The sequence below is a fragment of the Leucobacter chromiireducens subsp. solipictus genome, from assembly GCF_016758195.1.
In the GTDB taxonomy this organism is placed as follows: domain Bacteria; phylum Actinomycetota; class Actinomycetes; order Actinomycetales; family Microbacteriaceae; genus Leucobacter; species Leucobacter solipictus.
The window spans coordinates 122,056-144,099 of record NZ_QYAC01000008.1 but is presented as its reverse complement, the minus strand read 5'-3'; the positions used below and the strand labels follow the sequence as shown (position 1 = coordinate 144,099).

The window sequence follows — 22,044 nt, the reverse complement described above, 5'->3', positions numbered from 1 at the left end:
GCTCCGCTACCCGGACGGCGGCCCGAGTAGGACAGTACTCACAGTCTCGCAGCTTCCGCCGGCCTCGGCCAGGCCCCGGAACGCGTCGGATCCTCCCGCGCGGGCCGGCGCGGTCAGTCGGTCGAAGGCTCCAGCCGCCACGGCTCGTAGGGCGCGGTGCCGTGTTGGAGGCGGTCCGTCGTGCGTCCTGCCAGGAACGCAACGTGGATGCCCGAGGCGGGTCCCGGGAGATCTTCATGGTCGACCCACACCCGGCCGTCTCGCCCCGTCACTCGGGTTTCGAGTCGTCGTCCGTCCACGCCGCGATCCCGCACGTGCTCCGCGACCCGCCCGTGTGCGGCGGCATCGAGGAACTCCGCGGGGAGCGCCGCGTGCTCGGGCGTCGCCGGGAACCACCAGGAGCCGAAGCCGACGTGGATGCCGATCCGCCCCGCGTCCTCCGGGTTCTTTCCGGCATCCCCCGCGTCCGGCGGAACCCGGATCCACCAGATCGCCGTAGCCCGGTCCTGCGCGGGGTCGATCGTGACCGCCGAGCGGTCCGGAGCCCGGTGGATCGTGCACGTCCGCCCGAACTGCGCCTCCGCGAGATCGGCCGCGATCTCGAGGACCCGCCCCACCGGATCGGACATGAGCTGGCGATGCACGCGTGCGGCGTCTGCGCGTGCCTGTCGCGCAGACGCCGCCTCCTCATCCTCGGCATACGCGGGCAGCTCGCTCGCGTCAGGAACCTCGAGTTCCACGTGAAACACCGCAACGTCGCTTGCCGAGGGGCCCGCCGCGACCCGGGCCATCGGCGTGCGGACGGGTCGGGAGGTATCGCGCGTGAACGCGCGGGGCTGTCCCGGGACCGGCACGAACGGGTACACGACCCCGGCGATTGCGCGGACCGTGCCGGTCACCGGCCAGTGGGGCACCGACTCCGGGGTTTCCCCGTGATGCTCCTCCCGGAACCACGGCAGCTCGGTTTCCGGCAGCGGGAGCGGTGTGGTGCCGGGCTCCCGCGCGGAGTTCGGTCCCGGCTGCGGGTCCACGGCTCGGAGGGTCCAGGTCGCCGACTGCCCCAGCTCGAATCCCATGCCGCAACAGGCATGTTCCCCCTCGCTGATCTCGACAAGGATTCTCATGTCTCGATCGTACGTCCCGCGGATCGCGCGGCACCAGATCCGGGTCCGCGGATCCGGACCCGGCGCCTGATCCGACGCCGGGCGCGGCTGAGGCCCCGGGGGGGGCGGATCACACGCCCGCTGCTGCGGCGAGCGCCCGCTCCCGGCTCCTGCGCGGAACGTGCGCATAGAACTCGGTGTCGTTGTAGCCCTGCGGCAGCGGCAGGCCGAAGCGCTCGGTGATCTCGCGGGGGATCGTCACGCTGATCGTGGCGCCGTCCGACTGGTTCACGTTGCGCGAGACGTCCAGGAACGGGAAGCCGTTGGTCACATCGGGGTCGTAGTCCTCCTTGAGGGCCCGGAGAGCCTCCGCGCGCTCCCCGGTGACCGTGGCCCGGGCGTCGTAGGCGGCCAGGAGCGCGTAGGTTTCAAACATGGTCCACCCCTGCCCGATCGCCGCGTGCAGGGTTCCCCCACTGTAGAACCCGTCGAGCCCCTTCACGAAGGTCTCCAGGTGCTGCCGGGGGTGTCCGCGGTCGTACTCGACGAGGCCATCGGGGAGGAAATCGTAGACGCGTGCGTACCCGGTGGCGAAGACGATCACGTCGACCTCGAGCGTGCGCCCGTCCGTAAACGTGACCGTCTCCCCGTCGATGTGGGCGATGTCGGGACGGTGCTGGATTAGGCCGTGCGAGAAGGCGTGCAGGATCGTGTTGCTCACGATCGGGTGTGTCTGCCCGACCATGATTCCCTCGGCGGAGGGCAAGCCGTACACGGACAGATCCCCCACGGACGCGACGATGAGCTCGAGCAGCTGCTGCGGCTCGATTCCCGAGGTGGCCTCGGTGGCGGGCAGCTGAGCGCGGCCGTCCATCACGTCGGGGAGCGCGGCACCGAAGATCTGCTTCGGCAGCACCGGGTACGCGCGGCGCGTGGAGAGCGTGGCCTCCTCGGCGTGGAACGCCGCATCGGAAGCGATGTCCACGCCGCTGTTCCCGGCACCGACCACGAGCACACGCTTGCCCCGCAGTTCCCGGGGCGATCGGTACTCCGCGGAGTGCAGCGCGCGCCCGGTGAAGCTCTCCAGCCCCGGAATCTCGGGAAGCTGCGGCTGCCACTGGGAGCCGACCGCGGCGAACACCCCGCGGTACGCGCGGACCTCGCCGTTCGAGAGCTCGACCTCCCAGTACTGGCCGGCATCGATGACGACCGGCTCGGCGCGCACCACGGAGAGGCCGAACTCGCAGCGCTCCTCGAGGTAGTGCTCATGCGCGAAGTCGCGGACGTAGTCGCGCATGTCTGACCATTTCGGGTACATCGGCAGGTGCTCCGCCATCGGGAAGCCCACAAATCCGCCCGCGATGCGGGAGGTGATGAGGCTGCACGACTCGTACATCGGGGTGCCGGGGTTCTCGAGGTCCCAGATGCCGCCGATGGCGCGGTGCCGCTCGATGATGTCGACTTCGAGGCCCTGGCTCAGAAAGGCGCGGGCAGCCATCATGCCGACGGGGCCGGCCCCAATGATGCAGAAGGTGGTGGGAAGCGTGGTGAGGGTCATGAGATGTTCCTGTTCTGTGCGGGAAGTCTGTGGGGTATGGGGGTCGGAGGGCGAGCGGAGGCGTGCCTGCGCACCGCTCACGTCACGTCATCGACACGAGGATCTTGAGCTCGGCGTGATCCGGGCTCGCTAGCCTTTCGAAGCCCTGCGCCACGATGTCGGTCACGGAGATCCGGCTCGTGATGAATGCCGCGAGGTCGAGCTTCCCGCTCTGTGCCAGAGCGATCGCCGCGGGGTGCTGATTGGCGTAGCCAAAGGCGCTGCCGATCTCGCGATCCTGCATCGTCAGCTCAGCAGCGATGTTCAGCTCGATCGGGTTGGGGTGCATGGCCACCACCTGCATGCGGCCGCCCGGCGCGAGCAGTCCCAGGAGTTGGTGCACGACCGCGGGAGCCCCCGCAACGTCGAAGGCCAGATCCGCGCCCATGCCGTCGGTGCGGGAGCGCACCAGTTCGGCGAGATCCTCGGCCCCTGGGTCAACCACCGTCCAGGACTCCCCGACCCGAGCCGCCATCGCGCGCCGCGCAGCGGACACCTCGCTGACGATCACGGTGATCCCGCGAGCGGCGAGGACCGCGGCGACAAAGAGCCCAACGGGGCCCGCGCCGCCGACGACCGCGGTCTGTCCGGCGCGTGCCCGCGAGTGCTCCACGGCGTGGAGGGCGACTGCGAGCGGCTCGATGAGCGCGGCCTGATCCAGCGGGAGCTCCCCCACCGGATGCACCCAGCGCTGATCCACCACGACGTGTTCGCTCAGCCCGCCGCCCCCGCCCGAGACGCCCAGGGCGCCCAGCTGCTGGCAGGCGTTGTACGTGCCGCGGCGGCAGGCGGGACAGGTCCCGTCGACGAGCATCGGTTCCACCACGACCGCGTCGCCGACGGCGAGGCCCGTGACCCCCTCGCCAAGCTCCTCGACCACTCCGGAGAACTCGTGGCCGAGCACCACGGGGAGCGTCTCGCCGGTGAGCGGGTGGGGTGTCGTCGCGGAAGGCATCGGCGGCATCGGCCCGTGGAAAAAGAGGTGGAGGTCGCTGCCGCAGAGCCCCGTGTATGCCGGGGCGATCTTGACCGTCCCGGGCCGGAGCTGCGGCTCGGGAATCTCCTCGAGGCGGACGTCTGTCGCCCCGTAATACATGAGTGCCTGCACGGTGTCTCCTTCGAACCGTCGAACTGCTCCCGCACCGTCGCGGGGCTGTCCCTAATATCTCGAATCCCGCCGGCCGTGACTATTGAGTTTCCCGTCGCACTGTTAAGCTCCGGCTTAACTTCCGTCCGCTCGCACTCCTGGAAAGTCGTCACCGTGGCCGAATTCCTTCCGCTCGCCCTCGTACACTCCCTCGACGTGCTGCTCGCCGAGGGGTCGTTCCGGCGCGCGGCCGAACGCCTGCACATCTCCCCGCCCGCCATGACCCAGCAGATCAAGCGGCTCGAAGAGACGGTCGGCTATGCACTCGTGGTGCGCGGGCCCCAGCCCGTAGCGCTCACCGATCGCGGTGCGCAGTTCATGCTGCACGCGCGCGAGGCGCTCGACGCTTCTCGCCGCGCGCTCGGCACCGACGGGCCTCCGCGACTCCGAATCGGGTTCATTAGCGGCTTTCCGCGGAGCCTGGACGAAGAGTTTCTGGTGCGCTTTCGCGCGGCCCAGCCCGACACCCAGCTGGAGTTCGTGCAGCTCGGCTGGGGCGAGCAGGCCAGCCGCCTGCTGGCGGGCGACATCGATGCGGTGCTGGCCCGCCGCCCCTTTGATCACGAGGACGAACTCGACACGGTCGTGGTGCACCGCGAGGCGCGCATCGTTGCCCTCGCCGCGGGCTCCCCGCTCGCGGATCGGGCAACGCTCCGGCTCGCCGACATTGCACAGCTTCCGGTGCTCCGCGCCAGCGCCACCTCCGCCGAATGGAACGACTACTGGAGCGTGGATCCCCGCCCCGACGGCACCCCCGTCACCTATGGCGGTTGGGCGCACACCATGGAGGAGGCGCTCACCGCGGTCGCCGTATCCGGGAACATCATCATCACCGCGGAGTCCATCGGGGTCCGGTTCACACACCCCGGCGTGCGCTACGTCCCGGTGACCGACGCGCCCCGCTGCGCGGTCGAGCTGTGCACGCGCCGGATCGACCGCCGGCCCCTCATCCGCGCGCTTCGGGACGCGGCGGCCTCGGTGGCGGCACCCGGGGCTGCCGAATGATCACCCGACCGTGTCCCCGCCCAGCGAGCACACGCGTGATGGGAAACTAGTCACATGCCAGTCACCGCACTCATCACCGGGGCATCCGCAGGTCTGGGCCAGGAGTTTGCGCGGCAGCTCGCGCGATCCGGCGTCCGCCTCGTGCTCGTGGCCCGCGACGAATCGCGCCTCCGGGCCCTCGCGGAGGAACTCGGCACTCGAAGCGTTCCGCACGAGGTACTCGCCGCGGACCTCACCGTCGCGGCCGAGCTCGACCGCGTGGCTGCGCGCCTGGCAGATCCCGATCGGCCCGTCGACATCCTCATCAACAACGCGGGGTTCGGGGTCTACGCGGGCTTCGAGCGCAGCACTATCGCCGATGAACGACGCCTGCACGAGCTCCTGTCCTGGGTGCCACTGCGGCTCGCTCACGCGGCAGTGCCCGGGATGCTCGCCCGAGGCAGTGGCTGGATCCTGAACGTCGCAAGCGTCGCGGCGTTCACCCCCACCGGCACCTACGGTGCCGCGAAGGCGGCGGTCGTGTCGCTCTCCCGGTCCCTGAACGCGCGATACCGGCGGCGCGGGATCCGGGTCACCGCGCTGTGCCCCGGCCTCCTGGCCACGGAGTTCCACGAGCGCATGGGTGAGGATCACCTACCGCGGCTCCCGGCGCTCGCCTGGGCGCGCACGGAACGCGTCGCCCGGGAGGGCCTGCGCGCGGTCCGCGCCGGCAGGCCCGTGCTCGTGTCGGACTGGCGCTACCGCCTCATGCAGCCGCTCACCCGGATCCTGCCCGCCCGCGTGCTCGAGCGGGTCTCCACAACCACCGAGTAACGGGGCAGCCGCGCCCTTCCTTTACAGCGCCATCCAGCAGTACAGAGCTTGGCCACGATCATGGGCCGCGCGTGCGAGGTCGCGCCACTCCCGCAGCATCGGGAGGAGCTGCGCCGGATCCCCGGCACCCCAGAACTCTTCACTCTCCGCCCAAGGGCCCACTACCGCGGCGAGGCGTTCGTCATCAGACTTCGCCAATGCCTCGGTGAAGGCCTCCGGCAACGCAACCACCCAGGCGGCCTCGTGCTCGGGATCGCTGACGAGCCGGGTCCAGGGCCGGCCACCCGGCACGGCCTCCTCTGGCACGTCGAGGAGCAGCGCCAGCAGCGTCCGTGCCAGCACGCTCGCGTCGACCCCGTCAACGGTCGGTGCGTGTGTGCCCGCCGGGCCCGCGTCCACCGTGGCCGCAGCCGCCGCATCGTCGACCGCCGCGAAGTACGTATTGATGACTCCCATGCGCCCTATTCTGACACCGGCGCTGACCCGGGCATCGAAATCTTCAGCGAACGATATCCGGCCCCGTCTTTCGTCGGAACCCAGCGCCGCCAGTGCGCTGCGGAGAGCCGCACCGGGCATGCCTCCCGCACGGCTGCGACCGCCGTGCCGAGACGCTCGTCGCCCGGGAACGTGAGCCAGAGTGAGAGGGTGGCACCGCTCGTGCCGAACGTCGCACGGATCCCCGAGGTGCCGAGCGTTCGGCCATAGCCATCCACAGCGAACGCGTCCATCGCATCCGCACTGACCCCGGGATACGGTGCCCCCGTTGCCGGATCCCGCAGACTGGCCGGCGCACTCAGCGTGAGCCGCGCCAGCGCGTGCCCGTGCCGCGTCACCTCGGAGCGATCTGCCGTGTCGAGCGCCGCGGCGAGCACGGGCACGTCCTGCTCGCGAACGCTCCACTCGCGGTGCGTTCGCGCCGTACGGCGGGGGCCTCCGAGGCGTTCGGCGGCGAGCGCCCGCCAGCGCTCCGTGGCGGCCTCGGGCCCACCGGACCACAGTTCGAACGCCCACCGCGGCGGCCCGTCAGGCAGCGTGCACGCCGCCAGGAAGGCCTGCACCTGAGCGAGCGCGATGGCGGGTGTGCGCGTGCGCAGGCGGTGGGCACCACCGGATGACGCGGGGAGCCCGTCGTACGTCACACATTCAGGGCGCATCACCCGAACCCCCCGTCCGGGGTTCCCACGAGCCAGAAATCCTCCGGGGAAGCCGCAGGCTTCAGCGCCGCAATCCAGGCGCTCACCGCCGAAACCACCGCCGCTTCCAGGTCCTCACGGCTCCAGCCGCGGGGCCGGGCCGGAACATCCGGATCCCAGCCGTCCTCGGTCCACTCGACGCCGAACAGGTTCCGTTCGCGTTCGAAGCGCCGATCCAGCGCGAACGCGTCGCGTCCCTCGAAGCGCGCCCACACATCAAAGGGGCCCTCAGCATCCTGATCGACGAACACGTCGACCAGGATCGCGTCGGCACCGCCTTCCTGCGCACGGGCGGCGGCCAGGAGTTGCTCCAGATGCCCGGCCACCCCGGTAGCCGTAGCGGCTCGGGTCAGAATCCCCTGCAGGGTGTCGGCATACTCCTCTGGCGTCATGGGGCCAGCGTAGTCGGCCCGGCCGCGTTTGAGTTCGGCGAACCGGGGACTTCCGCGACGACGCTCAGTTCAACGCGCATGTCGGGGCGGGCCAGCCCCGCGACCCCAAGCGCGCATCGAATCGGAGCACGCCCCGAGGGCATGCGTCGCGCATACACCTCGTTAAAAGGGACCCGAGTTGTCTCAATATCGACAAGATAGATCGTCATCTGGGCGACGTTCGCCAGGTTGGCGCCCACCCGCGCCAACTTGCGTTCCAGTTGATCAAACACTGCCTCGCTCTGCGCGGTGATGCCGCCGTCGACGAGGCCGCCCGAGGCAGTCGGGATAACCGTCAAATACGCGACGCCGTCCAGAACGGTGAACTCGGCGGAGAGCGCCGTTCCGGTATCGGCGGGGAAGCGCTGAATGCGTGACTCGAACACTGGGTTTCCTTTCGTGGGAGGATGCGCGGCACGCGCGGGAGGTCAGAAGGCTTTCTCGGGGTTCATCAGATTTTTCGGGTCCAGGGCTCGCTTGATGGCGCGATGCATCTCGATGACACTGGGGCCGAGATCCTGGCGGGCCCAGCCACGTTTCGCGGCACCGATACCGTGCTCACCGGAGACGGTGCCACCAAGCTCAAGCGCGTGTCTGACGATCTGTTCCATCGCGCGCTCAAGCCTTCGCCTCGCCTCGCCGGGGTCCGCGCGACTGTCGGTGGGTGCGCAGAGCAGGAGGTGGAGATTCCCATCCCCTGCATGAGCGGCGATCCGGCTCTCGAGCTGCGCGTGGTCGGCGACCTCACGGATCACTTTCACGATCTGCGCGAGGCGGTCGATCGGCACCGACAGGTCCTGCGGGAGTACGGGCGCGGTGTCGGCCGGCGCCACAAGCGCTTCTTCCACGTCTGCTCGCCCACTGCGCACCGCAGAGCCGCCGCGACGCACCGCCAAAACCTCCGCTTCGTCGGCCGGTGCGACGTCCCGCACAGCCACCGCGTGTGGCGCGACTACCGCCCTGAGCGTCGCGGTCTCTGCATCGACGCCCATGCCGTCGAGCTGGAGCAGGAGCAGCGCCGGATCCGAGCCCCATTCCTGTACGCGGCCGATCAGAGAGGTGAGCACCTCAGTGTCTCGGCTCGCGAGCGCTCCGCGGTCGAGGAGTTCGCACATGCTTGGCACGAGGCGATCACGGATCGCGTGGTTTGCCGCGAGCGCCGCCTCGATTGTGCCGAACGCGGCGAGCATCATGCGTGCATCCGTCGGCCGTGGACAGAACGTGAGACCGACGCTCACGACGATGCCGAGCGTGCCCTCAGACCCGATGAATAGCCGCCGCACGTCGTAGCCCGTGGCATCCTTCATCACGGGGTGACCGAGGTCCGCCATGCTACCGTCCGGCAGGACGACGCGAAGCGTGCGGATCCAGCGGTCCGTGGTCCCGTACTTCACGCATCGCAGGCCGCCAGCGTTGGTAGCGACCGTACCCCCGATCGTTGCGCGACGAAAACTCGCGGGGTCCGGGGGGTACATCATCCCGTGTGGAGCGAGAACGTCGTCGATCTGGCCGAGTGTCACGCCAGCCCCGACGCGGAGGCGGCGCCCGGCGAGGTCGAGCGACTCGATCGCGGTCAGACGCGAGAGGTCGATAACAAGACTGGGCCGCAGGGGAACCGCGCCCCCGACGAGTCCGGTGCGGGCTCCTCGGGGGACTATCGGTGATTCGTGCAAGTGAGCGAGGCGGACGAGCCAGGCGACGTCCTCAGCGGTCGCTGGAAACACCAGCAGCGAGCGTGCGACAGCCGTCACGGGTGATTCGTCACGGAGCCGGGCGGGATCCGAGGTGAGCTCCGCATGGGCCGCGAGGTCGGGGCGCCGCGCCCGGATTTCGTCGAGCAGATCACCGAGTACGCCCTCAATCGTGGTCACGATTCCTCCTCGATGAACAGTCGTGCAAAGAAGTGCTTGGCCTTCTGGATTCGTCGATGCTAGCATCACCGTACGGATTAACAAGACATCGTCTGATATAGACAGACGGCACCTCGTCCCGATGAGCAAGGAATCAACGATGACCACCGAATTGCTGACCGCCCCCCTCCGGCATCCCGATGTCGTGATGGACCCGCGGCGACTCGGCGCCCTGCAGCCGACCCGGCTGAGCGCAGCGCGCAGTGTCTACGCGAAACTCGTCCGCGAGCGTTGGGCGATCGATCTCGTCGACGCCAGCGTCAACGCCGACGGCGCCGGTCGGATGCTGTACCGCATCGATGCGACGGGACACATCATGCACCTCGTGGTGTTTTCCTATGAACCGTCGCTCGTTGACCGCAGTCCCCGCATCATCGGCTCGAGCTGGGACGTGGAGGGCGCCCTCATCGACGGCGAGGTCACCGAGGCGGAACTCCGAGCCACCCAGGAGGCGATCCCCCGCCTCTACGCTGGCCGCGCCACTCCGAGCACATTGATCTGGTTCCGCGCCAACCGGAGCATTCGGCTCTTCGACCACGTCACCGACGCCCTCGTCGCGGGAGGCCAGCCAGATCTCGACCGCATCCGCGAGGTGGGGTATCTGCTCCGGAACACCGGCCTCGACGGGAACGGGACCTTCGGAACCAAGGACTTCCAGGAATACGGTGCCACGCATCCGCTCGGCGTCCCCTTCCACGCGCAGCTCTTCACCGCGTACATGATGCGAGAGATCTCAGTCGACCTTGTGAACGCAATCGCGCGAGTGCGGGCACCGGGTGCCGCACAGGTCGATGCCGCCACGCGTGGCGCAATCGCCGTGGGCAATGGCTCGGCGCTTGGACTCGTCCTCCTCACGATGAACCGACCGCAGCTCGTGAACGCGTGGCTCCAGGGCTACGAACAGCTCGCGGCTGCGGTCAGCAGCCTCCCCATCAATGAGGCGAATCACGCTCGCGTCACCACCATGCTCGAGCAGGCAATCGCGCAGAAGGAGAATGACCGCACCGACTATGGCGTGTTCCCCGCGGGCGAAGCGCTGGCGGTCGATCTCCGGGCCCTGCGCAGAATCCTCCGCAGACTCGCCCACGCGAACGCTGTCGAGGGTGGGACGTTCACGCTCGGCGAAGTGATCGACCGCGCCCCGACGTCGCTGCTCCCCGAGGCCACCGAGCTGTACCGCTCGCTCCTCCTTGAGCTCGCACCGGAAGCCGCGGTCCAAGACGCGCTCGCCGCGCTCTTTGTCTCGGAACGTCGCCAGCTCGATCCCCTCGAGACCGTGGCCGATCTGCGAGCGCAGCTCGCTGATGGCTTCGCCTGGGCCCGGGACCTTCCCGTGGTCGCCCCGGAGGAGCAGACGCGCGTCTGGTACAAATCCCGGAACTCCGAGGAGCCGCGCAGCGGCCCATCCTGGGAGGTCCCCGAGCATACTCATGACCTGGCCATCGACCTCCGGGCCGCGGTGCTGCGGCTCGACGAGTGTCTCCAAGGCACGCCCCCGGATACGCGGGTCGGACACGTCGCGCTTGCCCACCCTGAGCTCGAGCAGGCCATCGCTTCGGTGCAGTGCCTCGCCGCACTGCCCTACGCGGTTCCACGCTTCGACGTGCGCGACACACACTTCGTCCCCGCCCATATCATTCGGCTCTTCAACGCATTCTGCTTCGGGCTCGAGAAGACTCACGACGTGCACCAGCGCAATCTCCGTGGCCTGATCTTCGAGGGCGCGCACTTCCGCGTCGATCGAGACGAACCGGCGCGCGACTGGCGTTGGGAGGTGCAGTCGTGACCGACTCGGCACCGACCAAGGCACCCTCGAAAAACGGCACACCCGTGCTGCAGACCGGAATCAAGATCCTGGCGACGATCGACGCCCTCGCGCGCGCCGGGCGGCCGCTCTCGGTCTCTGCCCTCGCGGAGACCATGGAGTGGAGTCGCGCAACCGCACACCAGTACCTCCAGACCGCCGTTGCCGCGGGCTGGGCATTCCAAGACCAGAACTCCGCGTACTCGCTCAGTTTCCATGTCGCGGAGGTCGGCTCGAAGGTCAACCCGGCCGAAGAGATCCGGCCCGTGCTGCTGCCGCCGATGCAGGACGCCGTCGACCGCCTCGGGGCGCCTGTCTCCTTCGCCGTGCTGGAACAGGCCACCCCCATCATCGTCGAACGCATCGAACCGATGCGCGCGATGTTCATTCGGCGGGGCTTCGAAGCGCGCGTCTCGCCGAAGTCCTCCGCCTCTGGTCGGATCCTCGTTGCCTTCTCCACTCCCGAGGCACGACGCGCCATCGCGCGAGTCGAGGAGGTACTCGCCGAATCGGCCTATACGGAGATCCGCGAGCTCGGCTACTCGATCGTGCACTCGCAATGGCTGGGCGACCTCATCACCGCTGTGGCCGCTCCGATCTTCCACCGGGGCGTCTGCATCGGTGCGCTCAGCGTCATCGCGGAGCGAGGAGCCCATCCCGACGACGTACTGATCCGTTCAATGCTCGAGACGTCGAGCCTCATCAACCGCGAACTGGAAGCCGGATAGCCCGAATGACACACCCTCACCCCGCCGCACCTGCGGCTTCACTGCTCGACGCGTTCCCGGGTACCGATCCCGGGACGCTGCCTGTGACGGATCACGTCCCCGAACAGATTCGCCTGTCGCGCCGGGAGCTCGCGCTCATCTTCGAGCGCCTCATCATGGCCGCAGGATGCCCGTCCGGCGCATGGCCAGGTGCCCGGGACTATGCGCTCGAGACGGTCAGCGTGCTCGGGCCCGACGCCCTCGACGTGTTCGAGCATGCGCTCGTGCGCCGCGAAGGGGCAGCGTGGCCGCTCGTCACTCCGGAAGGGGCCGATACCGTCGACGCCAGTGGCGCGCCGATGATCCTCGTCGGCAACACGATCGCGAATGCGCTCCTCGCGTACTTCGCGGATACTCCCGACGGAACGTTCACAGTGACCGGTCTCTCCGACGTGCGCGGCCACGAGGGCCTCATCGTGCGGGCCGCCTACCACGGCTTCGCCTTGCGCTTCGCGCCGGACCAGGAATCGGGGGCGCTGGCCATCACCGCCACCAGAACGACCGCGGATACTGCGTCCGAGGTCGTCACCCTCCTCCGCGGCGGGGTCGCATGCAGTGGCGCACAGTGGTGGCGCCTCTACCAGCCGTCCAATTTCGCCTTGAGCGAGGAGACCGAACTCTCGCGCTCCCACACCGGGGTGAGCGAAACGCTCCTCCACTACGCCGTATGACCCGCACAGAACAGGTGAATCAATGATCGTCGACAGTCTGATTTGCTCCCGGTTGGACCGGGAGGGAATCGAGGAGATTCGCGCCGGAGGCGTGGACTCGGTAACCGTAACCTGCGGGTTCTGGGAGGACGCGAACGAATCCCTAGATTCGATCGTCCGCTGGCGCGAACTGGTGGCGGAGCACCGCGACATCGCGGCGATCGCGACCACGGCTGCCGAGATGACCCAGGCACGCGACCAAGGTCGCCTCGCCATCGTTCTCGGATTCCAGAACAGTTCGTTCCTCCAGGGACGGCTCGGTTATGTCGAGGCGTTCGCCCAGCTGGGTGTCCGCGTCGCACAACTGACCTACAACATCCAGAACGACGTCGGCGGCAGTTGCTACGACCCCGAAGACTCCGGCCTGACGCGGTTTGGGGAAGAAGTCGTCGCGGAGATGAACCGGCACGGGATGGTGATTGACCTCTCCCATGTTGGGAACCGCACCGCGCTCGACGCGGTGCACACCTCCGAGCTCCCCGTCGCGGCGACGCACGCCAACGTGTTCGAGCTGATTGAGCACCCCAGGAACAAGCCCCTCGAGGTCCTCCGCCCGCTCGCCGAGCGCGGCGGCATGATCGGGTTGACGACCTACCACAACCTCACTCGAGGCTATGTCGCGACCCCAGCCGAGTGGGCCGAGATGGTGGCGCGCTCGGTCGATCTCCTGGGGATCGAGTGCATCGGCATCGGCACCGACTCGAACCAGCGCGGCACCGACTCGTATCGCGAATGGATGCGGCGCGGACGTTGGAGCCGCCGGCCGCAGCTCGGCGCTGCACCTCCGCCAGGCGTCGAACCCTCGCAGCGTCCCGATTGGTTCTCCGGGCCCCAGCACTTCGGAAGGTTGGGCACCGCGCTCGCCGAACGCGGGTTTTCCGCGGCGGAGTGCGAACAGATTCTGGGCGGGAACTGGATGCGGTTCTACGACGCGGTCATCGACACCCCTCTCACGCACACCCCCGATTGGAAGGTGGTCACGCAATGACCCCCACGTCTGCACACGGCACCGGCGCCGTAACCGTCGACTCGGTCGTCAAAATCTTCCGCCGCAATCGGCTCGAGATCCAGGCCCTCAGCGAAACGAGCGTCGACTTCCGGGACGGCGAGTTCATCTCACTCATCGGCCCAAGCGGATGCGGGAAATCGACCCTGCTGAAACTCATCGCGGGGCTCGATACGCCGACCCGGGGCGAGGTTCGCGTGGACGGCACCGTCGTCACCAAGCCGCTCCGCACCGCGAGCGTCTCCTTTCAGAAGCCGACGCTGCTCCCGTGGCGAAACGTTGTCGACAACATCCTCCTCCCGATCGAGGTGCGCGACGGTCGCCCATCCGCGGAGGATCGCGCGTACGCGGCGCAGCTCATCGAGATGATGGGATTGCAGGATTTCGCGCACCACTACCCGAAGGAACTCTCTGGCGGCATGGAGCAGCGGGCTGCGATCGCGCGATCGCTGGTGACCCGCCCCGAGCTTCTCCTCATGGACGAGCCGTTCGGAGCGCTCGACGAGTTCACGCGAGAAGACCTGAACGAGGAACTCCTGCACCTGTGGCAGGCCGAGCCGAAGACCGTCGTCTTCGTGACGCACAGTATTTCCGAGGCGGTGTTCCTTTCTGACCGCATCATGGTGATGTCCGCCCGCCCGGGCCGCATCGTGGACGTCATCGACGTGGACCTCCCCCGCCCGCGCACCGCAGAGCTGCGCACGTCCCCTGAATTCACCGAACTTGTCCGGACGGGGCGGCTCAGCCTCGAGGCGGCGAAGGCCGGAACCCGCACGCCCGCGGTTGCGTGAGAAAGCGAAAGAAGCATGAGCGCGAACACCACTGAACTCCTGCCCGTAGGCACCGGGGAGCGCCCTGTTGCCACCCCCGGGTTCGGCCTCTCCGATATCCGCCGGTTGCTCGCGTCGACGACGACCCGCGCGGTGATCATCGCGATCGCCCTGCTCGCGGGCACCTTCTGGTTCTGGAACTACAGCGCGAAATCAGGTCTGATTTCGCCACTGCTCGTGGCACCGCCCGACGCAACCTTCCAGGTGCTCGGCCAGATGATTGAATCCGGAACGATCTGGGTGAATCTTCGGGCCACCGCACTGATCACTCTGCTGGGCCTCGGCATCGCCATCGTCGCGGCGCTGGCGATCAGCTTCGTGTTCGTGTTCTCCGAGTCGCTGCGCAAGGCCGTCTACCCGTTCCTGCTCATTATCCAGACCTTTCCGAAAGTCGCGATCGCGCCACTCATCATCGCGGGCTTCGGCTACGGCACCACCCCGAAGGTGATCCTCGCAGCCCTCATGGCGTTCTTCCCGATCCTGGTCAACGCGCTCGTCGGGCTCACGAACATCAACCAGGATCAGATCAACCTGTTCAAATCCATCGGGGCCTCGCCCTGGCAGGTCATTCGGAAACTCCGGATCCCGAATGCAATCTCGTACCTTCTCCCGGCCATGCAGAGCGCGGCCGTGCTCGCCCTCATCGGCACCATCGTCGCGGAATTCGTGTCCGCGCGAGAGGGCATGGGCTTCGCGATCCAGGCCGCGGTGCAGACCGGATCCGTGTCGACAACTTTCGCGCTCCTCATCGTGCTCGGCTGCTTCGGCGTCATCATCTGGCTCGTCATGGCGGGCCTCAATTTCCTGCTCCGCCGCTACCGTCGCTGAGCTTGCCACCCAGCACCCACAGAACAATGCCGTTCGAAAGGACCCCACTCATCATGAAACGCACTGGATTCATCGCTCTCGCTCTGATCGGCGTCGCCGCGCTCGGCGGCTGCGCCGCGGGTGACGCCGCGCAAGCGCCAGAGGCCGACGGAAAGCCGCTCGAGAAGATCACCTTCGCCGTCACCGACCAAACGCTCTCCGCAGCGACCGCGAGCTATGCGACAGTCCCCGTTGAACTTGGCTACTACGCCGAGGAAGGCTTAGATGTCACGATGCAGCCGGTCGAGACCGCGCTCGCAGGGGTCCAAGCGGTAGCCGCCGGAAACGCGGTCTGCACGTACGCATCCGCCGCGACCGCGATCCCCACCGCGGCGTCGGACCCGACGATCTCCCTTGTCGGGTCGACCGAGGGCAATATGTTCCGGGTGGTTGCGCCCGAGTCCAAGGGGTTCACCTCCGTTGCTGACCTCGCAGGCAAGACGATCGGCAGCAACTCGGCGACCGCGACAGGGGTGAACTACGCAATCGGCGGTATGGAAGCGGCCGGCCTCACCGCATCCCCCGACCAGTTCCTGCCGGTCGGGTTCGGAGCGCAGGCGGCGTTGGCCTTCGAACAGGGTCAGATCGACGCCTATTCGGCCTGGGACAGCCCCAACCTGGTGATCGAATCTCTGCTCGACGAGAAGCTCGTCAACCTGGATTCGGCGATGAACGACCTGAACGGTACCTCGATCTTCGTCTGCTCGACGGAGGCGTTCGAGAATGATCCCGAGATGATCGCGGGCATCTGGCGCGCATTCTTCAAGGGGGCGGTGTTCTCGGCAGAAAACCCCGAGGCAGCGATCAAGATGCACTGGGAGGCGTACCCGTCCGCGAAGCCGACCGACGGTTCCGAGGAAGAGCGCTTGGCACTGGCGGTACGGCAGCTTGAAACCCGGCTGGAGCTCACGGGGGGCGTCGGATCGGCCGGGAAGTACGGTGAGCAGACCACCGAGGACCTCCAGCAGATGGTGGATCTGCTCACCGAGTCCGGGGTGATTGAGGGCAACGCTGCCGACTACGACGTCGAGGCGCTGTTCCATCACGACCTCATCGACCAGATCAATGACTTCGATCCCGCGGCGATCCGCGACGAAGCCAAGCGCACCGCCGAGTGACTTCGCCGGGGGTGCGGACATCAGCGTCCGCACCCCCGGTTTCCCGTATCCGCCGCACACTCGTGAGGACCCATGACCAGCACCGTCGCCGCCGAAATTGCCCGCCACATTACGCACCGGGGCGTTCCCCGCGCCTATCACGTTCCCGGGGAGAGCTTCCTCGGGCTCCTCGATGCGCTCCGAGACGAGTCGTGCCGACTCATCGTGGCACGGAATGAGGGCGGGGCGGGGTTTATGGCGCTCGCGGAGTCTCGGGTCACCGGGAGGACCGGCGTGGCGATGGTGACCCGCGGTCCCGGTGCCGCCAACATCGCCATTGCTATTCATACCGCATTCCAGGACGCGACCGCTCTCGTCGTCTTCGTCGGACTCATCCCGCGAGTCGACCGCGAACGCGAGTCGTTCCAGGAATTCGACATCCACGCCTGGTTCGGGAGCACCGCGAAAGCCGTCTTCGTGCTCGATCACCCGGAGACCGCAGCGGAGCGGGTCGCACGAGCATTCGATCTCGCCGAGTCGGGGCGTCCCGGGCCCGTGGTCGTTGGTCTTCCTGAGGATCTGCTTACGGTTCCCGTCATTGCGGCTCCGGTGTTCCCGGCGAAGCGCACTCTGCCCCGGATCATGGGTCGCACGGAGGCGGCGGCGGTCTCGGCGCAGCTCGCCACCGCGGAGCGCCCCGTCATGGTCGTGGGCGGTGACGACTGGGACTCGGACTCAGCCGGCTTGCTCCGCCGCATTGCGGAGACCTCGGCGATCCCCGTGGTCTCCGATTTTCGGGCACACGATGCGTTCCCGCACGCGTCACCTGCGTGGGTCGGGAGCCTCGGGTACGGTCGAAACGAGGGTGCACGCCGTGCCTACGCCGACGCAGACCTCGTGGTGTACCTCGGAACGGCTCGGAAGGACGTACTGTCCGACGGGTTTAGCGCGGGCAACGAGGCCACGACAGTCGTGGTCGTTTCCCCCGACCCCGACCTCCGCGAACACACTGGACGCGTGGATCTGCACGCGGTGTGTCGCCCCTCCGAGTGGCTCGAAGGGCTCGCTCAGGCGACGCTGGATGCACCGCACCCCGAGAGGGCAGCCCGGCTCGCCGAGCTCCGTGAGGCGTACGTGGCGTGGAGTCGGCCACTCCCCGAGGACCCCGCGCAGCTTTCCCCCGAGACCGTCTTCGGCGTGCTGCAGGAGGCGCTCCCCAGCGACGCCATCGTCACCGTGGGCGCAGGCAACTATGTGATCGGCGCACTCAGATACCTGCATCACGAACTCCCGCGCAGTTTTGTCGGGCCCCGGAACGGTGCGATGGGCCTCGGCGTGCCCGGCGCGGTCGCGGCGTCACTCGCGTACCCGGAACGCACCGTGGTTGCGTTAGCGGGCGACGGGTGTTTCGGTATGAACGGGCAAGAACTCGCCACGCTCGCGATGTTCGGCGGCCGAGCGCTCGTGTTCCTCTTCGATAACGGCGGCTACGGCACGATCCATGCGCACCAGGAGCGGGAGTTCCCCGATCGCCCGGCAGGGACCTATCTGCAGAACCCGGACTTCGCGGCACTCGCGCGTGCACACGGGATCGTCGCGCACCGTATTGAACATCCCGACCAGCTCGGCCCCCGTGTCGCGGAGGCCGTCGCAGCCGCACACTCCACGTTCTTTCATCTGGTATTCCCGCAGATTAATTCCGGGCTCGGCCTGCATGACGGCTCAGGGACGGAGACGCGATGACGCACGCGACACCTGGTGTCGACGCGGTAGTGACACTCACCGCGGGGGCCGCCGCGGACTGGCGCCGGACTCCCGTCGCCGAGCGCGTGGCAGTTTTACGCCGAGCTGCGGGGTTGTACGCCGAGCGCGCGACGGAACTCGCTCGGACGATGGCCGAGGAAATGGGGAAGCCGATCGCGCAGGGACGGGGCGAGATCGATAGCTGCGTGCGGATCCTGGAATACACAGCCCGCGAGGCGGTGCCTCTGTTGGCCGAGACCACGCTCGATACCGAGCCCGGTCAGACCGCCCGGGTCCGAATGCGCCCGACCGGCGTGGTGTTGGGCATCATGCCCTGGAACTACCCGCACTATCAGCTCATCCGGCTCATCGCGCCAAACCTGCTGCTCGGCAACGGCGTCTTGATCAAGCACGCCCGGATCTGCACCGGGAGTGCCCGCGCCGTAGCCGACATCTTCGCGGCGGCTGGGGCTCCCCCGGGGCTCGTTGCCGATTCCGGCTTCGACCATGCACAGACGGCCGCCGCAATCGATCACCCCGCTATCACGGGGGTCTCTTTCACCGGCGGTGACGCCGCCGGTGCCGGGATCGCCCGCCGCGCGGGTGCTGCCGCGACAAAGGTCGTCCTTGAGCTTGGCGGCAACGACCCCTTCATCGTGTTCGATGCGGCGCGAGTCGACGAGCTCGCCATCGCAGCGGCCGACGCACGGCTCGCAAACGGCGGTCAAACCTGCGTCTCACCCAAGCGGATCATCGTCCGTGCGGACCTCATGCCACGATTCGCTGAGCAGTTCAGCGCTCGCTTCCTCGCAGCCATCCCGGGCGACCCGCTCGAGGAGCACACCGTGCTCGGCCCGCTGGCGACCCCGGCGGGTGCCGCTGCACTCCGCGAGATCCTGCAGTCCGCGGTGACTCTAGGCGTCGAGGTGCGCGGTGACCGCAGCGAACTCACGCGCAGCGGTCCCGCGTTCTCCCCACAAATCGTGTTCGATCCCCCACGCGATCACCCGGTCTGGACCGAGGAACTCTTCGGGCCGGTCGCCGTGCTCTGCGCGGCGGCCGATGTCTCGGAGGCCATCGCCCTCGCTAACGACTCCGCATACGGTTTGGGGGCGACGGTGTACGCCGAACGCGTGGACGAGGCTGACCGCTTCGCGGCCGAACTCGAGTGCGGAATGCTCGCACTGAACGGACCGAAGGGCGGTAACCCGGCGTTCCCCTTCGGCGGAGTCAAACGCTCGGGCTTCGGCCGGGAACTGGGATCCCTCGGCATCCGGGAGTTTGCGAACCAACAGCTGCTCGTCACGCATGATCGTCCCTCTGGCGAGCACTCGCTGGAGGTTCCAGTGACGTGATGAACACGATCTGAGAGAGTCTTACCACCGGTCCCAGTGTGGAGTAGGTGATGATTGTCGCGATGCCTCACGACATCACCGAATGCAGCACGAGAGTGCCCGAGCGATCGCATGCCTCGCTATCGGTGAGGTCTTCGCGGATCCCGATACCCACGTCCTCTCAGAACGCGCGACCTGATTCCTCAAACACCCAGGTCCTGTCCCCCTCGACGACCGCGGAGAGCAACGTCGCAAGATCTTGGGCAATCACCGTGGTCTCCTCGAACTCGGGTTCCTCACCGTGCACGATCACACCGTCGTTCCGCACCGCGAGATACGCGTAGTGCCCCCGCACCGCCAACAGGACTGGCCAGTGCCGCCGCCAGAACCGTGCAATGTCGGCGCGCTGCGCGTCGCTGCCCGCGGCCTCAAGGCTGAGCTGTCCGAACGCGTTCCAGGCAAACGCCTCGGGAACCGGATCACGGTAGTCCTCCGCGGACAGGAACCACACCGCGTCGTCCGCACTGCTCAGTCGAGTAAACGAGGTCGCCCAGGCAACGAACTCGGGCGGTGCATCGCGCAGAGGCTCGGGTACGCCCGCACCCGCGGCCCTATCCGCCACCACCGAAGCCTCGAAGACCCAGCCTCGATCCTGCAGCGCCCGGGCGACGACGTGGGCCTGAGGCGTGCGCGGCTGAGGAGACGGATCCATCCCCGTACTCTACGCACTCACGAAACGCTCCCGCAGCCCCCGCTGCCGGTGCCGGTACCGCTGCCGGTGCCCCACCACCCGGAACCCCACCGAGAACGCAATCTCATGCGTTCGAGCCGACGAGAAGGTGCGAAAGTGCGGTGTCGGCGCAGAACGGGAGTGCCTGAGGAGCCTGAGGAGCTTCAGAAACGCAGCAGGCCCCCGGTTTTCCGGGGGCCTGCTGCGTTACTCTCGTGCGCGAGGGGGGACTTGAACCCCCACGCCCTTGCGGGCACTGGCACCTGAAGCCAGCGCGTCTGCCATTCCGCCACTCGCGCGAGTTGTCGAGCTGAGCGTTTCCGCCCTGCCAACTCCACAACCTTAGCAGCACCATGCCCCTCACACCAAAGCGGGCTAAACTGAAACGAACCGTCATCGCGGATTCGCGGTGCAAACCGAAAGGGCGTCACCAACTCGTGGGCATTCTCGACAGCGTAGAGCGTGGGCTCGAACGTGCCGTAAACGGCGCATTCGCGCGCACATTCCGCTCCGGCGTGCAACCGGTGGAGATCGCTTCGGCGCTCAAACGGGAGCTCGATATTGGCGCGGTGATTGTGGACCGGGACCGCGTGTTGGCCCCGAATCGCTTCACCGTCCGCGTGTCAACGAAGGACGCCGAGCGGTTGCAGAACCTGGGAGCCGCACTCGAACAGGAACTGCGGGGCGTGGTGCTCAAACACGCGAAGCGGCAGAGCTACCAACTGCTGGGTGAACCCGATGTGGAAGTCCGCGCCGACGAATCTTTGACGACCGGCGTGTTGGAGATCGACGCCCTGCGTGTCGAGGGCTCCGTGGACTGGGTGGCGGCCATCGATGTGGACGGCACGCGACACGAACTCCCCCGCGGCACCACCACGGTGGGTCGCGGCAGCGATTGCGGGATCCGGATCTCGGACACGGCGGCCTCGCGGAAGCACCTCGAGCTGATCTGGGACGGTTCCGCCGGCATCGCTCGGGATCTGGGCTCCACGAACGGCTCGAAGATCAACGGCCAGCGCTTCCGCGAGGCGGCCCTGGTGCAGGGCATCACGATCACGATCGGGCAGACCTCACTGGTGTTCCAGATGGTGCCCTCCCGCGACGCCGCAGCGCAGCGCCGCCCGGCACCGGCAGCGCCCACCCGGCCCGCACCCGCGGCACCCGCGGCATCCCAGCCTGCACAGCCCGCGCGGCCCGCGAGCCCGGCGCGTCCCGCCGAGGCGCAGGTGCCGCCGGCGGCGGATCCCGGAAACTTCCCCCTCCCCGGCGCACGTCGGGCGACGCCGCCCGCGTCGAACCGACCGGCGGGCGGACAGGCGGGCGGCGACACGCCCGGCATTGATGAGGACTTTTGGAGAGGCCTATGAGCGAGCTCACCCTCCTGGTCCTACGGATCGGGTTTCTACTCCTGTTGTGGCTGTTTATCTTCGCGATCGTGTACGCGCTCCGAAGCGACCTGTTCGGTGCCCCCGTGCGGCGCATGCGCGGCGACGGCACCGGCGCGGCGTCCGGCTCGGGCGGCGGTGCGCACGTTGTCGCCCCGAGCCCCACGCCCGTCGCGGCGGCGCCACCGCACTCGGCATCCGGCGCCCCGGCATCGTCGGTGCCCCCGCTCACGCCCTCCGGCGGGGCGCTGCCCACGGCCGGTGTGAGCCACTCGGGCGGCCCGGCGGGCACGCTCGCGATCATCTCCGGCGTCGCGAGCGGAACCACGATCCCGCTCGACGAGGACGTCGTGACGATCGGCCGCAGCGGCGATTCCACGCTCGTGATCGTGGACGAGTACACCTCGACGTATCACGCGCGGCTGTCGCGCTCGGGCGATCAGTGGCTGCTCACGGACCTCGACTCCACGAACGGCACGAAGCTGGGCGGCGAGCGCGTCACCAAGCCGGCCATCGTCCCGCTCTACACGCCGGTCACGATCGGCACGACGACGTTTGAGTTGAGGCCATAA

At 68.1% G+C, this 22,044-nt stretch carries 22 protein-coding genes and 1 tRNA gene; 13 read left to right on the top strand and 10 right to left on the bottom strand.

All coding sequences use genetic code 11. The annotated features are described in order from the left end of the window. Positions 1-113: 113 nt before the first annotated feature. The 3 genes from D3230_RS14630 to D3230_RS14620 all read right to left on the bottom strand — a co-directional run bounded on the left by D3230_RS14630 (position 114) and on the right by D3230_RS14620 (position 3,808). Positions 114-1,124 carry a DUF6578 domain-containing protein gene (locus D3230_RS14630; RefSeq protein ID WP_202345788.1) on the bottom strand — a complete coding sequence of 337 codons (1,011 nt, stop codon included), beginning with the start codon at positions 1,122-1,124 and terminating at the stop codon, positions 114-116. A gap of 109 nt (positions 1,125-1,233) precedes the next feature. Then, positions 1,234-2,661 carry a flavin-containing monooxygenase gene (locus D3230_RS14625; RefSeq protein WP_202345787.1) on the bottom strand — a complete coding sequence of 476 codons (1,428 nt, stop codon included), beginning with the start codon at positions 2,659-2,661 and terminating at the stop codon, positions 1,234-1,236. A gap of 82 nt (positions 2,662-2,743) precedes the next feature. Further along, positions 2,744-3,808, bottom strand: a complete 1,065-nt coding sequence (locus tag D3230_RS14620) for an alcohol dehydrogenase catalytic domain-containing protein (RefSeq protein ID WP_202345786.1) — start codon at positions 3,806-3,808, stop codon at positions 2,744-2,746. Positions 3,809-3,961: 153 nt separating this feature from the next. On the opposite strand from D3230_RS14620, the gene D3230_RS14615 reads away from it, so the two are divergent. After that, positions 3,962-4,852 carry a LysR substrate-binding domain-containing protein gene (locus tag D3230_RS14615; protein ID WP_202345785.1) on the top strand — a complete coding sequence of 297 codons (891 nt, stop codon included), beginning with the start codon at positions 3,962-3,964 and terminating at the stop codon, positions 4,850-4,852. Between the two features lie 54 nt (positions 4,853-4,906). Then, a complete protein-coding gene (locus tag D3230_RS14610) occupies positions 4,907-5,665 on the top strand; it encodes an SDR family NAD(P)-dependent oxidoreductase (protein WP_202345784.1) in 759 nt (252 codons plus the stop codon). Between the two features lie 21 nt (positions 5,666-5,686). On the opposite strand, the gene D3230_RS14605 is transcribed toward D3230_RS14610, so the two are convergent. Genes D3230_RS14605 through D3230_RS14585 form a run of 5 tightly spaced genes read right to left on the bottom strand, consistent with a single transcriptional unit; the run spans position 5,687 to position 9,160 of the window. Further along, a complete protein-coding gene (locus D3230_RS14605; RefSeq protein ID WP_202345783.1) occupies positions 5,687-6,121 on the bottom strand; it encodes a hypothetical protein in 435 nt (144 codons plus the stop codon). 5 nt (positions 6,122-6,126) lie between these two features. Further along, the gene (locus D3230_RS14600) at positions 6,127-6,819 is read right to left on the bottom strand and encodes a hypothetical protein (protein WP_202345782.1); all 693 of its coding nucleotides are present in this window, start codon (positions 6,817-6,819) and stop codon (positions 6,127-6,129) included. Further along, positions 6,819-7,250, bottom strand: coding sequence for a DUF6389 family protein (locus D3230_RS14595; RefSeq protein WP_202345781.1), 432 nt, complete (start codon positions 7,248-7,250; stop codon positions 6,819-6,821). The genes D3230_RS14600 and D3230_RS14595 overlap by 1 nt, the downstream gene beginning before the upstream one ends. Beyond that, positions 7,247-7,675, bottom strand: a complete 429-nt coding sequence (locus D3230_RS14590; RefSeq protein WP_202345780.1) for a Rid family hydrolase — start codon at positions 7,673-7,675, stop codon at positions 7,247-7,249. Before D3230_RS14590 ends, D3230_RS14595 begins: the two co-directional genes overlap by 4 nt. 42 nt (positions 7,676-7,717) lie before the next feature. Further along, a complete protein-coding gene (locus tag D3230_RS14585; protein ID WP_202345779.1) occupies positions 7,718-9,160 on the bottom strand; it encodes an FAD-linked oxidase C-terminal domain-containing protein in 1,443 nt (480 codons plus the stop codon). Between the two features lie 139 nt (positions 9,161-9,299). On the opposite strand from D3230_RS14585, the gene D3230_RS14580 reads away from it, so the two are divergent. From D3230_RS14580 to D3230_RS14540, 9 genes are all read left to right on the top strand, one after another. Next, positions 9,300-10,985: a hypothetical protein gene (locus D3230_RS14580; protein ID WP_202345778.1), complete on the top strand. Its 1,686-nt coding sequence runs from the start codon at positions 9,300-9,302 to the stop codon at positions 10,983-10,985. Continuing rightward, positions 10,982-11,731, top strand: coding sequence for a helix-turn-helix domain-containing protein (locus tag D3230_RS14575; RefSeq protein WP_202345777.1), 750 nt, complete (start codon positions 10,982-10,984; stop codon positions 11,729-11,731). The genes D3230_RS14580 and D3230_RS14575 overlap by 4 nt, the downstream gene beginning before the upstream one ends. A gap of 5 nt (positions 11,732-11,736) precedes the next feature. Next, complete coding sequence (locus D3230_RS14570; protein ID WP_202345776.1) at positions 11,737-12,441, top strand: hypothetical protein; 705 nt, start codon at positions 11,737-11,739, stop codon at positions 12,439-12,441. A 22-nt stretch (positions 12,442-12,463) separates the two neighbouring features. Then, complete coding sequence (locus D3230_RS14565) at positions 12,464-13,468, top strand: dipeptidase (RefSeq protein ID WP_202345775.1); 1,005 nt, start codon at positions 12,464-12,466, stop codon at positions 13,466-13,468. Further along, a complete protein-coding gene (locus tag D3230_RS14560; RefSeq protein WP_202345774.1) occupies positions 13,465-14,277 on the top strand; it encodes an ABC transporter ATP-binding protein in 813 nt (270 codons plus the stop codon). Before D3230_RS14565 ends, D3230_RS14560 begins: the two co-directional genes overlap by 4 nt. Before the next feature lie 15 nt (positions 14,278-14,292). Further along, complete coding sequence (locus D3230_RS14555; RefSeq protein WP_202345773.1) at positions 14,293-15,144, top strand: ABC transporter permease; 852 nt, start codon at positions 14,293-14,295, stop codon at positions 15,142-15,144. Positions 15,145-15,197: 53 nt separating this feature from the next. After that, entirely contained in the window at positions 15,198-16,301 is a 1,104-nt protein-coding gene (locus D3230_RS14550) for an ABC transporter substrate-binding protein (protein ID WP_202345772.1), read from the top strand. A gap of 72 nt (positions 16,302-16,373) precedes the next feature. Beyond that, the gene (locus D3230_RS14545; protein WP_202345771.1) at positions 16,374-18,023 is read left to right on the top strand and encodes a thiamine pyrophosphate-dependent enzyme; all 1,650 of its coding nucleotides are present in this window, start codon (positions 16,374-16,376) and stop codon (positions 18,021-18,023) included. After that, positions 18,020-19,378: an aldehyde dehydrogenase family protein gene (locus D3230_RS14540; RefSeq protein ID WP_202345770.1), complete on the top strand. Its 1,359-nt coding sequence runs from the start codon at positions 18,020-18,022 to the stop codon at positions 19,376-19,378. Before D3230_RS14545 ends, D3230_RS14540 begins: the two co-directional genes overlap by 4 nt. Before the next feature lie 160 nt (positions 19,379-19,538). Here D3230_RS14540 and D3230_RS14535 read toward each other — a convergent pair whose 3' ends face one another. Both D3230_RS14535 and D3230_RS14530 read right to left on the bottom strand, forming a co-directional pair. Then, positions 19,539-20,069 (bottom strand): hypothetical protein, encoded by a 531-nt coding sequence (locus D3230_RS14535; RefSeq protein ID WP_202345769.1) that lies wholly within the window; start codon positions 20,067-20,069, stop codon positions 19,539-19,541. A gap of 234 nt (positions 20,070-20,303) precedes the next feature. Continuing rightward, positions 20,304-20,386, bottom strand: a tRNA-Leu gene (locus D3230_RS14530). A 138-nt stretch (positions 20,387-20,524) separates the two neighbouring features. Between D3230_RS14530 and D3230_RS14525 the strand changes: the two genes are divergently transcribed. Both D3230_RS14525 and D3230_RS14520 read left to right on the top strand, forming a co-directional pair. After that, positions 20,525-21,454: an FhaA domain-containing protein gene (locus D3230_RS14525; RefSeq protein WP_202345768.1), complete on the top strand. Its 930-nt coding sequence runs from the start codon at positions 20,525-20,527 to the stop codon at positions 21,452-21,454. Continuing rightward, positions 21,451-22,044, top strand: a complete 594-nt coding sequence (locus tag D3230_RS14520) for an FHA domain-containing protein FhaB/FipA (RefSeq protein WP_202345766.1) — start codon at positions 21,451-21,453, stop codon at positions 22,042-22,044. The genes D3230_RS14525 and D3230_RS14520 overlap by 4 nt, the downstream gene beginning before the upstream one ends.